Here is a 12,537-nt window from a genome sequence, read left to right as displayed (position 1 = left end):
TGCGATCTCCTTGTCTGTCGCTGTCTGTGTTCAGGCCGGGTAGGGGCCGGTGCGCGACGGAAATATTCTTGTTTCATGCAATGCCGGATCGGCATTCATTTTCGCAAATATCGGCGCCAGCCGCTCTGCCCATTCGTCCATGCCCCTGTCGTCACCGATCAGGTCCTGCCGCACTTCCAGCAGCGCGTGCGCAATGCCGGGGCGCATGCAGTGGCGATACATCGTGTCGTTCTTCAGGGCGCCATCATAAGGCTCGTTGTCGCCGATGAACAGGTTCGGGTCGGCGCGCAGCATCGCCAGAAGTGGTTTTACGGCGCGATGATCGCTGTCCCACAAAACGGACGCATGCCAGGGGCGGGGTACGCCCTTCCAGGCCGGCGTAAAGGAGTGGAGAGACACAACCAGCGGCGTTTTGCCGCTTTGTTGTGCAGCTTTGACGATCGTCAAGTCGACGGCCTGATGGTAGGGGCGATGAAAGGCGTTGAGCCTATGCTCCCATTCGCTGTTGGCGATCGGATGATTTCCCGGAATGATTGCGCCATCTGAAATGCGCATGATCAGGGTCGGGTCGTCCTCGCCGCGATTGGGGTCGATCAGCAGCCTTGAGAAACCGCAAAGCACGGCAGGGATGTCAAGCATGGCGGCCAGCCGGCGGGTGAGGCCTTCGATGCCGATGTCATAGGCGATGTGGCGCGCGAAGGCAGTCTCATCGAGCCCGAGCGAACCATAACCGGGTGGCAACCGGTTCATCGCGTGATCTGCGAGCAGCACCATCCCGCCGTCATAATTTCCCTGTAGAATTTCGTAGGAACTGAAGTCCTGCATTGCCTGCTGCCCGGCTTGTCAATTGTTTGTTTTGTGTGATTTTTACCCGCGCGCTTGATCGCACGCAGATTGCGGATAAGCAAGGCAAAGGCGTCATAAACGCTGGGATTCGGCTCTCAAACGGACGCTAAACGATTAGAGTTTCGTTTGACTTTCGATCGCCGTCGCGCCAAGACAGTCGCATCTGATATAGCAGGGGACCCCGCCACAAACCGTGTCAAAATCGTCCTTGTTCTCCATGTCCGCCCTTTTGTCGCCAACCCTTTTCGGTCTGGCGCTTGCTGTTGCCATCCCGCTCTTTGCTCCCAGCGAAGCGCGCGCCGATTTCCGTGTGTGTAACGGCACGCAGAATCTCGTCGGTGTCGGTATCGGGTACCGTGCCCAGGAAGGATGGATTTCCGAAGGTTGGTGGCAGGTTCCTGCCTCCAGCTGCGCCACTCTCATCGAGGGCGAATTAGAATCACGTTATTATTATCTCTATGCCGAAGACTCAGCCCGTGGTGGCCGTTGGACCGGCGAAGTCAGCATGTGCGTCGCCGAAAACGAATTCAAGATTACCGGTGTCGGAGACTGCTTTGCCCGCGGTTACCAGAAGATGGGCTTCAAGGAATATGACACAGGCCGGCAGGGGAGCTGGATGGTCCAGCTCTCCGACACTCCCGGCACGCAAGAAGGCCAGAACTGATGAAGCGTAATCGCAAGGTAAAAATTCTTGCAACTCTCGGTCCGGCATCGTCCGAAGAGGCGATGATCGAGAAGCTGCACGAAGCCGGCGCCGATCTCTTTCGTATCAACATGAGCCATGCCAGCCACGACATGATGCGCACGCTGATCACGCGCATCCGCGCCGTGGAAGCCCGTTCCGGTCGCCCGATCGGCATTCTCGCCGACCTTCAGGGCCCGAAACTGCGCGTTGGCAAGTTCGCCAACACCAAGGTCACGCTCACTCCCGGCCAGACGTTCACGCTCGACAACAATGAAGAGCCGGGCGACGAAAACCGTGTTTTCCTGCCGCATCCGGAAATCCTGTCTTCCGTGAAGGTCGGTGACCGCCTGCTGATCGACGACGGCAAGCTGGCGCTGAAGGCAACCAAGACCGATGGCACGTCGATCGTCTGTACGGTCGTAGCCGGCACCAGCATTTCCGACCGCAAGGGCGTCAGCCTGCCCGACACGCTGCTCGAAGTCGGCGTTCTGACCGACAAGGACCGCGCCGACCTCGACGCCGTTCTTGCCACCGACGATGTCGACTGGGTTGCGCTCTCCTTCGTGCAGCGCCCGGAAGATCTGGTCGAAGTGCGCCGCATTTCCGGTGGCCGCGTCGGCCTGATGTCGAAGATCGAAAAGCCGCAGGCTCTCGAGCGCATCGAAGAAATCATCGAGCTTTCCGACGCGCTGATGGTTGCCCGTGGCGACCTCGGTGTCGAAATGCCAATCCAGATGGTTCCGGGCATCCAGAAGCAGCTGACCCGCGCCTGCCGCCGCGCCGGCAAGCCGGTCGTCGTTGCCACGCAGATGCTGGAATCGATGATCACCGCACCGGTCCCGACTCGCGCCGAAGTCTCGGACGTGTCGATCGCCGTGTTCGAAGGCGCGGATGCCGTCATGCTGTCAGCCGAATCGGCTTCTGGCCAGTATCCGGTCGAAGCCGTCTCGATGATGGCCTCGATCGCGCATCAGGTGGAGCAGGATCCGCTTTACCCGAGCATCATCTACGCACAGCGTGCGCTTCCCGAAGCAACCGGCGCCGATGCCATTTCGCTGGCTGCCCGCCAGATCGCCGAAACGCTGAACCTGGCCGCCATCGTCACCTACACCTCGTCGGGCACGACCGGCCTGCGTGCCTCGCGTGAGCGTCCGAATGTTCCGATCCTGGCACTTTCGCCGAAGGTGCAGACGGCCCGTCGCCTGTCGGTCTGCTGGGGCCTGCACTGTGTCGTTACTCATGACGCGACCGACCTCGACGACATGGTCAACCGCGCCTGCCGCATCGTTGCCGACGAACAGTTCGGCAAGCCGGGCGACCGTATCATCATCTCGGCCGGCGTTCCGCTCGGCACGCCGGGCGCCACCAACATGGTCCGCATCGCCTATATCGGCGCTGATGGCCAAAGCGCTGTCTAACGCTCTGCAGAGATTGCAATGACATTCGAGCGGCCGGAGCAATCCGGCCGTTTCTGTTTTTCAGGGATGTTTTCATGAGCCATTTGCCGACTGCCGCGATCCCCACACTCGCCAGTGACCGCCTGACACTGCGCGCGCCGCGCATGGAAGACTGGCCGGCCTATGCCGCCTTCATGGCCACGGAACGATCCATCTACATGGGCGGCCCACACCATGAAGCGATCGCCTGGGGCATGTTCTGCCACGATATCGCGCAGTGGCATCTGCTCGGCCATGGCGCGCTGATGATCGAGACGCGTGAGGGCGAGGCGGCGGCCGGAGAGTGTATCGGTCAGGTGGGCCTCAATGCCGGACCGCTGTTTCCCGAACACGAACTCGGGTGGATGCTTTATGATGGTTTCGAGGGCAGGGGATATGCCTTCGAGGCAGCCAGCCTGATGCGCGACTGGGCTTTCGAAACGCTCAAGCTCGAGACGCTGGTGAGTTATATCCATCCCGAAAATGCGGCGTCCTGCCGTTTGGCCGAGCGGCTCGGCGCGGCGCTGGATGCGGATGCGGCGCGGCACGATCCGGCGGATCTGGTGTATCGGCATCCGCGGGGTTAGCGCTTCATGCTATCGCGTTTTGCGGCTTTCCAGTCTGTTTTGCGGCCGAGCTCCTGTTCATGGCTCTGATGCCGAGCGCCACGCCGATCATCTGCAGGCTGCATCCGATGGCTTCACTTGTGGTGGGCCAGCGGCCATCTTGGAAAAAACCGTAACCGAGGCCGAACACCGTTTCGGCGATGATCAACTGCGCAGAAAGTGCGAGCGGCAGGCGGCGTGAGGCGATGACCCACAACCACGTGGCCAGCCAGGAGCCGGCCAGCCCCATGACGACCGCCCATATGGCAAACGGCAGGAAGGCTTCTCCCGGCGCATGAAAATCCGTCAGCGGTAAAAGCATGGCGCTGCCAAATGCTGCCCCAATCCCCTGCAGGCCTGTCCAGCGCAGACTTTCGGGCGCATCGGGTCTGCGCATGATCTTGGCGTTGGCGAGGCCATAGGCAATCCAGATGAAAAGGGCTGCAATGGCCAGCAGCGTCCCCAGCCATACGTTATGGCGGGCAGGCGGCGCAGAAGATGTGATGGTCTGCAGATTGGCCACCAGCAGCCCCAGGCAGATCATTGTCAGAGGCAGAGCGATGTCTCGCCATTCCATAGCCCTTTCGCGGTGGTTGGCGACCAGGGCGGTCAGAACCGGCATGAGACCAATCACCAACGGCGGGATGACCGTGCCGGCCAACGTGACCGCGTAAGCGGCGCAAACGAAATAGCCGACATAACCACAGCCACCGAGCAGGAGGCCCACGGCGATCCGGGATGCCGATATGCCGGTCGGACGAAACCGTTCGTCCAGCATCAGCAACAGGCAGGCCGCGCCGAAAATGCCATAGCGGGCAACGGTCAGATCCCAGGCGGTGAAGGGTTCGACCGCGCGCGGCGCGACGAAGGTCAGGCCCCAGAGAGCGCAGGTGCCAAGCCCCGCCAGAATGCCGATCAGCATGAAAACACCTCGGATGAAAATGGTGCTTCAGTCTGTGAAACCGGCCGCGCAAAATCTATGGAATTGCCAAGGCAAAACTGCCAGATTGCCTGGCATGACAAAGGTAAAACCGCCCCAAAACCTTCGATCCGGTGAGCAGGCACTGGATGCCATCGACGCCCGGATCCTCTCGGTACTCGATAAGGATGCGCGGCTGCCGATGTCGGAACTGGCGCGGCTGGTCGGCCTATCGGCGCCGAGCGTAGCGGAGCGCGTCAGACGTCTTGTTTCAGATGGTGTCATCCGCGCCTTCACCGTCGATGTCGATAGCCGCGCGCTCGGTTATCAGATCCGGGCGATGGTGCGCATCCGGCCGCTGCCGGGAAAGCTGCATCTGGTGGAAAAGCTCATTCAGGATACGCCTCAGTTCATCGAATGCGACAAGGTCACGGGCGATGATCCGTTTTTGGCTCGTCTTGTCGTGCATTCGATAGAGGAGATGGATGATGTATTGGAGGCGCTTTCGGATCATGCCGTCACCAGTACCGCCGTCATCAAGGGGGCTTCGGTGAAAAGGCGGATACCGCCGCTTTAACGCTCGATCGTTACGCCCACCGCCGGCTTGGCCGACACACCGCTCTGCTTCAGCCGCGTCTCTGCCATTCTTGCCGTCGCCTGCAGGTCGCGATCCAGCCCCGAAACCTTTTCGATGGCTGCGATGCAGAGGTCGGTGACGACGTAGTCCGGTTTGTGGCCGAGACCGTGGACCATGACAAGCTCAGAGCCGGCAATGTCGCGGGCGAGGCCCTGCGAGTGGATTTCTTCCAGTACGACCGGATCGCTGTCGCCGGTGATGATCACCGTCGGTGCCTTGATTTCTTTGTAACGCGGCGCGATGCGGCTCACATAGTCATGAAGGTTGAAAACATCGGTGGCATTGGCGCGGAAGCTGGCGGGGCGCAGCACGAGGGCCGGCGCTCCTTCGTCCACGTAACGATCACGGCGGAGATTGGGGCTGAACACAGATTTTGTCGCGCCGTCCATCAGGAAAAGGCCGGCGGGCAACGAGACAAGGCGGGTGAAAAGCCAGCCGATCACCGGTTTCGACGCAAGGCCGTAATACCAGTCGACACCGCCCGGCCATGGATGTGTGGCGGGGGAGAGGAAAACAAGGCCTGCTGTCTTTTCCGGGTGGAAGACGGCAAAGCTTGCGGCAATTGCGCCGCCAAAAGAATGCGAGACGATGACGGCGCGTTTCATACCATAGGCGTCCATCAATCTGGCGATGGCTGCGGCCTGGCCGTCCGGTGTGTCATTCTCGTGTCCTCCGCGCTCGGAATAACCGTGGCCGGGACGGTCGACGAACAGCATTTCCGCCCGTCCGCGCAAAGGGGTCAGAAAAGCGGCTTCCTGATCGCGCAGGTTTCCGCTGGCGCCGTGAATGAAGACGAGCGGCGGCAGGTCGGAATTTTCACCGGCCGGCACATGCAGGGCATTCATACGGTAACCGCCCACGTCGGTCAGCGTGCCGATGTTGGGAAAACGGCGTTCGATGCTTGCTGCCTGCCATGCCGTGAAGGCAAATGCGGCTGCGATGAGAAGAGTGATGCAGATCAGGGCTGTGATCATCAGGCGAAGGTATCTGGATGGTTTTTTGGTGGCGGGCGTTCGGCGGGACATATTCTGTCTAACGAAGACATAGGGCAATGAGTTTCAGCCGCACAGATATCTTCGTGGCTTTAAAGGATATCCGGTGAAGAAATCTGGAACCCGATCAGGCTGCGTTCGTCACGTGCGGCTGCCGGCGATCTTTTCCGACAGCTTTTCCATCTGCTCGCGGGCTTCCTTGTCGGCCGGGTAGATGGCGAGATATTGCGCCAGCGCCTTTTCGGCGGCAGCGTCTTCCTCGGCTTCCATCAGGATGGCCGCCATGCCGGCAATGGCGCCGAAATGGCGGGGTTCGCGTTTCAGCACTTCATTGATATCGGCCATGGCCTTGCGCGCATTGCCCATCGTGTAATGCAGCGTCGCGCGCTGGTGCCAGGAGCCGGTGAAATCGGGGTCGACGATCGTGGCGCGGTCGAGGAAGTCGAGTGCCGCGCCATTGTTCTTCTTTTCCACGGCTTCGGAAGCCCATTGCAGCAGAAGATCGACGGTCGGGCTACCCGAACTGCTCCAGTCGGTCTGGATTTCCTCGGCAATGCTCTTGGCCTTGTCAGGATTGCTTTCACGCTTCAGCCGGGCAAGCAGGCTATCTATTTTTGCGGCCGGCGACAGGTTTTCCGGCGGCGGGGTCGGCGGTGTCTGCGCCTGCTGCTGCGGATTGGCGCCGGGCCTTGCTTCCGTTGCGGGTGGGGTTTCCACCTGCCGTTCAGGCAAGGGCGGCAGCGGCTGGTTCGGCGCTTGCGATTGCGGCGGGATTTTCACGCCCGGCAGCGCGTCATCGCCCGGTGCTGCGCCATTCGGCGTTTCCTGCGCATGGACGGTCGCAAATGGTGCGAGGCCGGCAAGCGGCAGGCAGGCGAGGGTGATGGCCAGCGGGGTGGCAAAACGGAAAAAGCGCATGGCGGAAAAGATAATCCGCCTGCGCTCAATATCAAACCGAAATCGGTCTTTTATCAACAATGTGATCCGCTGCGGCTCTACGTGAAAGCCGCCAGCCACAATCAGCCCTGACGAGCCTTGAAGCGCGGGTTCTGCTTGTTGATGATGTAGATGCGGCCCTTACGGCGAACCAGACGGTTGTCGCGGTGACGAGCCTTCAGCGCCTTAAGCGAGTTCTTGATCTTCATTGTACTGATCCAGCAGTCTGTGGGCCGTTAAGCCGCTTGTCTCTATCAATCAAAAGCGCACCGCTTTGTTCATCAAAGGATGGCGCGCCTTTAGGTTGGCGTCGAGATACAATCAGCGTTGGCGCATGTCAACCATATGACGCGGTTTTCCGGGACTTCTCGCGTCACCCGAACCGATTTTCCGCAGCTTTGCCACAGGTTGATGCGCCTTTGCCGCGATTGACAATGCACGGATGCGCGCAAATTCTGCCCCTCATACACGGTTTGGCGGGAGGATGAACGGTGGATTTCATGAAAATGACGGGGCTGGAACTGCTACAGGCTTCAGCGGCGGGGCTGATTCTGGCGGCAAGCATTTCCGAAACCATGGGAATGAAAGGTATGGAGGTGGATAGGGGAAGGGTCGTCATCCATGCTCGTGCCGATTCCCGACATCTCAATCCCCTGGGCGGCGTGCATGGCGGTTTTGCCGCAACATTGCTCGACTCGGTGACGGGTTGCGCCGTTCACAGCATGCTGGATGCCGGTATCGGTTTCGGCACGGTCGATCTCGGGGTGAAAATGATGCGGCCGGTGCCACGTGATCAGGACCTTGTGGCAGAGGCGAGGGTGACGCACCTTTCGCGCTCGATCGGTATTGCCGAGGGGACATTGAAGGATGCGGACGGTAATCTTCTGGCGAGTGCGTCGGCTACATGTTTCATCAAGCAGCCGAAAGCTGCGCAGGTTTAATCGACCAGCTGCGTGACGTGGCCCATCTTGCGGCCGGGCCGGGCTTCGGCCTTGCCGTAGAGATGCACGTAAACGTTCTTGCTTTTCAGCCAATCCGGAAGCGCGTCGATGTCGTCGCCGATCAGGTTGGTCATCACACAATCGGAATGGCGCACCGGATTGCCGAGCGGCAGACCGGCGACGGCGCGAACATGCTGCTCGAACTGCGAGACGATGCAGGCCGCTTCCGTCCAGTGGCCGGAATTGTGGACGCGCGGGGCGATCTCGTTGGCGATCAGGCCGCCATCCGGCATCACGAAAAATTCCATGCCGATGACGCCGACATAATCGAGCGCAGCCAGCAGTTTTGTCGCTGCCTGACGGGCGGTCTGCGCGGTCGCATCGTTGATGCGGGCGGGCAGGGTGGAGGTGTGAAGAATGCCGTTGCGATGGACGTTCTCGGCCGGATCGTAACATTCGACGGAACCATCGATGCCGCGGGCGGCGATGATCGACACTTCGCGTTCGAAGGCGACAAAACTTTCCAGAATCAGCGGCACGCCGCCGAGGGCGTCGAATGCACCGGCCAGGTCCTCGTCGCCGCGAAACACGCGCTGGCCCTTGCCGTCATAACCCATGCGGCAGGTTTTCAGGACGCCCTGTCCGCCGAAATCGGCAAGCGCTGATTCCAGCTCGGCCTGATTGTTGACGGCGTGAAACTTTGCCGTTTCGATGCCGCAGCTGTTGAGAAAACGTTTTTCGGTCAGGCGGTCCTGTGCCACATCCAATGCCTTGGCGGGCGGATAGACCGGCACGGAGCGCGCCAGCGTTTCGGCGGCACTGACTGGCACGTTTTCGAATTCGTAGGTGACGATGTCACAGCGGCTCGCCAGTTCTTTGAGCGCTGCCGGATCATCGTACGCGGCGGTGATCTGGGCGTTCGCCACCTGGGCGGCGGGACAATCGGCCTGCGGTTCCAGAATGATGGTGGAAAAGTTCAGGCGGGCGGCGGCCATTGCCAGCATGCGGCCCAGCTGGCCGCCACCGATAATGCCGATCGTCTTCATTGTATTCGTCATATGCCTCAAGGGGCCTCGTCGCTCGGATATTCGGCAACCGAGGCGGTGTGCTCGGCGCGGTAGATGTCCAGCCGGTCGGCAAGGTCTTCGTCGGAAAGCGCCAGCACGGCGGCCGCCATCAGGGCTGCATTGATGGCGCCGGCGCGGCCGATCGCCATGGTTCCGACCGGGATGCCGCCCGGCATCTGCACGATCGAATAAAGGCTGTCGAGGCCGCTCATCGTCTTGGACTGAACCGGCACACCGAAGACCGGCAGCGGCGTCAGCGATGCGGTCATGCCCGGAAGGTGGGCGGCACCGCCGGCACCGGCGATGATGACCTTAAAACCTTCGTCGCGGGCGCCCTTGGCAAATTCGTACATGCGGTCCGGTGTGCGGTGAGCAGACACGATGCGGGCTTCGTAACCGATGTCGAGCGCATCAAGCGTATCGGCGGCGTTCTTCATGGTTTCCCAGTCGGACTGGCTGCCCATGATGATGGCGACGGCGGGTCTGTCGGTCACGGCAAAACCTTTCAGGCAATAATGTCGGGAAGGATCTGGTCTTCGAGCTGGGTCATCTTGTCCTTGATGGCCAGCTTCTTCTTTTTCATGCGCTGGACACGCAGAGCTTCAGCGCCGACCGTGATCATGGCATTGATGGCGGTGTCGTAATCTTCGTGCTCCTGACGCAAACGCGCGAGTGCGAGCCTGACATCCGCCTGCTCCTGATCGGCCATGACCTTATCCCCATTCATGCCCGGGTCCTTTGAAGACCCTGAAATATTGGCAAGCTCCTACCATCAAAAGGGGGGGAGGACTAGTCTGACAAAGCGTCATTTGAAGTGACGGTTACCGCTGCTCACAACTTCTGCTGCGCCATCTAACGGATGTTGCGGTTTGCGCGCTTCGCGCCTGCGCGAGACCGGCCGATTTTGCAACGCTTGCGGTAGCGGGATAACGGAACGCAATTTTATTTTAGAGATTGATCATAATTCGTTATCAATGCCACGATTTTGCCGCTTAGTTATCAAGATTTCACCTTCGACAACGGGCTTTGATCGTGTCACACTTCCTTCGTAAACCTGAGGCCTCCAACCGATTGGATGGCTGGAGGCAGGTACTAAAAGGAAGGATATGCCACATGACCGTACAGGCTCATATTGCATCGCTTGAGAAGAAACACGAGGTTCTTGAGGATGAACTTCAGAGTGTTCTTGCGTCTCCCTCCACGGACGATCAGTCGATCGTCGATCTGAAAAGGCGCAAGCTGCGTATCAAAGATGAGCTGGAACGTTTGAAGGGTTCTACGCGTCACTGATCCTGATTATTAAGTAACGAGTTTCGAGCCGTCGCTTGGTCACCCTTTATGAGGTGGTCTGAGCGGCGGCTTTTTCGTTGTAGAATCCAAAAGGAAAAATTATGGTAAACAGATACTTAAGTTCTGTCTGCTCACATGTGAATTCAGCAAGTTAAGGTGGGAGATGAACGGCGCCGCTTTACGCGTTTTCGCCCCAGAACTGATCGAGCCAAAGGTTCAGCCTGTCGAAACCGCCGACATTGATCGCGTAGATCCGCCGTGTGCCTTCGGATGTCACCGTGACGAGATTACAGTCGAGCAGAGCCTTCAGATGCTGCGATACGGCCGGACGACTGATCGGCAAGCCTTTCGCCAGTTCGTTGACGGTTTTCGGCGCTCGCCGGAGTTCCTCGAGCAGGTGGCGCCGATTGGGGTCGGCGATGGCTGTGAAGGGGTCAATCGCTGTCATGGCGGGCAGGCTAGGGCATGGGTCCTGTCTCATCAAGACACATTGTGCACTGCAGCGATGTTTGTTCCCGTCACAGTCGCGTGTGCATGCGTTTACATCAGTCCGTCCCAGAGCAGCTTCAAACCGGCGGCGAGCGCCAGGGCGTACATGAGCGGATAAAACAGATCGATGTTCATGCGGCGGACCAGCGCTGCACCGGCCATGGTAGCCAGGAAGGCGACCGGCAGTAGTGTGGCGGATGCGGTCAGGTTTTTTGTGTCGAAGGCACCAAGCGCGAAATAGGGAATGACTTTAACGGCATTCACCAATGCGAAGAAACGTACGCTGGCGCCCGTATAGGCCCGCGGATCAAGCCGCATCGGCATGACGTAAATCTGAAAGGGCGGGCCGCCTGCATGGGCGACGAAACTGGCGTAACCCGACAACATGCCCCAGAAACTCGCCGAGACCGGACGATGCGGCAAAGGGGATGTTTCGTGATCGGCCGGTGTCATCCATTTCTGCTGGAAATAACGCAGGGCGAACAGGATGGTGGCAATGGCGATAACGACACGCAGCGCATCGGCGGATACCATGGCGGACGTTGCCCAGCCGAGCGCGATGCCGATTATGCCGCCGGGCAGGATCATCAGAAGCGTTTTTCGGTCGTTGAACTTTCGCCATGCCCAAAGGGCGACGATATCCATGACGATCAGGATGGGCAGAAAGATCGCTGCTGCTTCCACCGGGCCGACGACCAGCGCCATCAATGGCACGCCCATCAGCGCCAGAGCACCGCCAAGGCCGCCCTTGGACAGGCCGACGAGGACAACGGCCGGAATGGCGGCCAGAAAGAAATCGAGCGAGGGGAGAAACATGAAGCGGTGTTGATCCTTATGGCGCTCCGGTTTATCGACTTTGCCACAACAGCTGCATCGACCTGAACGCCGGAAACGGTTTCGGAAAGTACGATGCAAAACTCTTAAACGTCTACAGCATGCTTTGTGAACCAGATATGGCGCACAAAGCATGCTGTAGACGAGGGCGCGATGCCGGGAAACGGTTCGCCTCGCAACTCGAAGAATGGAAAAGACCATGTCCGCATCCGAAGACCGCTGCCGCCTCGTGCTGATCCTGCCTGATCTCTCGGATGATGCAGCGTTTGTGGAGCAGCTTTCCGCAGCGCTGCAAGGTGGCGATGTCGCCTCGGTCATCCTGCCGCAATATGATCTGGCCGAGCAGGCATTTCAGGCGCGCGCCGAAAAGCTGGTGCCGCTGATTCAGGACGCAGGCGCCGCCGCGATGATCTGCGGTGATACCCGCGTTGCCGGTCGCGCCAAGGCGGATGGCCTGCATATCACCGGCCCGCTGGAGGAACTCGGCGAAGCGATCGAAAAATTCACACCAAAATTGATGGTCGGGGCCGGTGCGGCGGCCGATCGACACAAGGCGCTCGAAGTCGGCGAACTACGCCCGGATTATATCTTCTTCGGCAAGCTCGATGGCGACATCAAGCCGGAAGCGCATCCGAAAAATGTCGCGCTCGGCGAATGGTGGTCGTCGATGGTGGAAATTCCCTGCATCGTCATGGGCGGTACGGATGTCTCCTCCGCTGTGACGGTTGCCGAGTCCGGCGCGGAATTCGTGGCGATGCGCCTAAGTGTGTTTTCGCACCCTGAAGGCCCGCGTGTTGCGGTTGCCGAAATCAATGCGTCCTTGGACGAAAAAGCGCCACGGTTTAACGCTTGATGGGATC

General features: G+C 59.8%; 17 protein-coding genes. 7 read left to right on the top strand and 10 right to left on the bottom strand.

Features of this window, described 5'->3' with window-relative positions; translation table 11 throughout:
• Nucleotides 1-30: 30 nt before the first annotated feature.
• Nucleotides 31-825, bottom strand: coding sequence for an N-formylglutamate amidohydrolase (locus GAO09_RS29350; protein ID WP_153360475.1), 795 nt, complete (start codon nt 823-825; stop codon nt 31-33).
• Nucleotides 826-1,063: 238 nt separating this feature from the next.
• Here GAO09_RS29350 and GAO09_RS29345 point away from each other — a divergent pair, with 238 nt between their 5' ends.
• From GAO09_RS29345 to GAO09_RS29335, 3 genes are all read left to right on the top strand, one after another.
• Nucleotides 1,064-1,510 carry a DUF1036 domain-containing protein gene (locus GAO09_RS29345; protein ID WP_153360644.1) on the top strand — a complete coding sequence of 149 codons (447 nt, stop codon included), beginning with the start codon at nt 1,064-1,066 and terminating at the stop codon, nt 1,508-1,510.
• A complete protein-coding gene (gene pyk, locus GAO09_RS29340) occupies nt 1,510-2,949 on the top strand; it encodes a pyruvate kinase (protein WP_153360473.1) in 1,440 nt (479 codons plus the stop codon). Before GAO09_RS29345 ends, pyk begins: the two co-directional genes overlap by 1 nt.
• Nucleotides 2,950-3,023: 74 nt before the next feature.
• Nucleotides 3,024-3,554: a GNAT family N-acetyltransferase gene (locus tag GAO09_RS29335; protein WP_153360471.1), complete on the top strand. Its 531-nt coding sequence runs from the start codon at nt 3,024-3,026 to the stop codon at nt 3,552-3,554.
• Nucleotides 3,555-3,558: 4 nt separating this feature from the next.
• Here GAO09_RS29335 and GAO09_RS29330 read toward each other — a convergent pair whose 3' ends face one another.
• A complete protein-coding gene (locus tag GAO09_RS29330; protein ID WP_153360469.1) occupies nt 3,559-4,494 on the bottom strand; it encodes a DMT family transporter in 936 nt (311 codons plus the stop codon).
• A 94-nt stretch (nt 4,495-4,588) separates the two neighbouring features.
• On the opposite strand from GAO09_RS29330, the gene GAO09_RS29325 reads away from it, so the two are divergent.
• Nucleotides 4,589-5,068, top strand: coding sequence for an Lrp/AsnC family transcriptional regulator (locus tag GAO09_RS29325; protein ID WP_153360467.1), 480 nt, complete (start codon nt 4,589-4,591; stop codon nt 5,066-5,068).
• On the opposite strand, the gene GAO09_RS29320 is transcribed toward GAO09_RS29325, so the two are convergent.
• From GAO09_RS29320 to ykgO, 3 genes are all read right to left on the bottom strand, one after another.
• Nucleotides 5,065-6,102, bottom strand: a complete 1,038-nt coding sequence (locus tag GAO09_RS29320) for an alpha/beta fold hydrolase (RefSeq protein ID WP_153360465.1) — start codon at nt 6,100-6,102, stop codon at nt 5,065-5,067. The genes GAO09_RS29325 and GAO09_RS29320 overlap by 4 nt on opposite strands.
• 159 nt (nt 6,103-6,261) lie before the next feature.
• Entirely contained in the window at nt 6,262-7,038 is a 777-nt protein-coding gene (locus GAO09_RS29315) for a tetratricopeptide repeat protein (RefSeq protein ID WP_153360463.1), read from the bottom strand.
• Nucleotides 7,039-7,139: 101 nt separating this feature from the next.
• The gene (gene ykgO, locus GAO09_RS29310) at nt 7,140-7,265 is read right to left on the bottom strand and encodes a type B 50S ribosomal protein L36 (RefSeq protein ID WP_006726873.1); all 126 of its coding nucleotides are present in this window, start codon (nt 7,263-7,265) and stop codon (nt 7,140-7,142) included.
• Nucleotides 7,266-7,556: 291 nt separating this feature from the next.
• On the opposite strand from ykgO, the gene GAO09_RS29305 reads away from it, so the two are divergent.
• Complete coding sequence (locus GAO09_RS29305; protein ID WP_153360642.1) at nt 7,557-7,997, top strand: PaaI family thioesterase; 441 nt, start codon at nt 7,557-7,559, stop codon at nt 7,995-7,997.
• Here GAO09_RS29305 and GAO09_RS29300 read toward each other — a convergent pair.
• Genes GAO09_RS29300 through GAO09_RS29290 form a run of 3 tightly spaced genes read right to left on the bottom strand, consistent with a single transcriptional unit; the run spans nt 7,994 to nt 9,773 of the window.
• Nucleotides 7,994-9,055: a 5-(carboxyamino)imidazole ribonucleotide synthase gene (locus tag GAO09_RS29300; RefSeq protein WP_209018884.1), complete on the bottom strand. Its 1,062-nt coding sequence runs from the start codon at nt 9,053-9,055 to the stop codon at nt 7,994-7,996. The two genes, GAO09_RS29305 and GAO09_RS29300, sit on opposite strands and share 4 nt — an antisense overlap.
• Before the next feature lie 5 nt (nt 9,056-9,060).
• Nucleotides 9,061-9,528 (bottom strand): 5-(carboxyamino)imidazole ribonucleotide mutase, encoded by a 468-nt coding sequence (gene purE / locus GAO09_RS29295; RefSeq protein WP_153360636.1) that lies wholly within the window; start codon nt 9,526-9,528, stop codon nt 9,061-9,063.
• A gap of 41 nt (nt 9,529-9,569) precedes the next feature.
• Nucleotides 9,570-9,773 carry a YdcH family protein gene (locus GAO09_RS29290; protein ID WP_153360638.1) on the bottom strand — a complete coding sequence of 68 codons (204 nt, stop codon included), beginning with the start codon at nt 9,771-9,773 and terminating at the stop codon, nt 9,570-9,572.
• 404 nt (nt 9,774-10,177) lie between these two features.
• On the opposite strand from GAO09_RS29290, the gene GAO09_RS29285 reads away from it, so the two are divergent.
• On the top strand, nt 10,178-10,354 hold the full coding sequence (locus GAO09_RS29285) for a YdcH family protein (RefSeq protein ID WP_153360461.1): 177 nt from the start codon (nt 10,178-10,180) through the stop codon (nt 10,352-10,354).
• 178 nt (nt 10,355-10,532) lie between these two features.
• On the opposite strand, the gene GAO09_RS29280 is transcribed toward GAO09_RS29285, so the two are convergent.
• Entirely contained in the window at nt 10,533-10,802 is a 270-nt protein-coding gene (locus GAO09_RS29280; protein WP_153360459.1) for an ArsR/SmtB family transcription factor, read from the bottom strand.
• Between the two features lie 92 nt (nt 10,803-10,894).
• Complete coding sequence (locus GAO09_RS29275) at nt 10,895-11,659, bottom strand: sulfite exporter TauE/SafE family protein (RefSeq protein ID WP_153360457.1); 765 nt, start codon at nt 11,657-11,659, stop codon at nt 10,895-10,897.
• 217 nt (nt 11,660-11,876) lie between these two features.
• Between GAO09_RS29275 and GAO09_RS29270 the strand changes: the two genes are divergently transcribed.
• Complete coding sequence (locus GAO09_RS29270; protein WP_153360455.1) at nt 11,877-12,530, top strand: thiamine phosphate synthase; 654 nt, start codon at nt 11,877-11,879, stop codon at nt 12,528-12,530.
• The last annotated feature ends 7 nt before the right edge of the window (nt 12,531-12,537 follow it).

The sequence above is a fragment of the Endobacterium cereale genome (assembly GCF_009617585.1).
Classification (GTDB): Bacteria; Pseudomonadota; Alphaproteobacteria; order Rhizobiales; family Rhizobiaceae; genus Neorhizobium; species Neorhizobium cereale.
The sequence above is the reverse complement of the archived record's forward strand: the minus strand, read 5'-3'. Positions and strand labels throughout refer to the sequence as shown.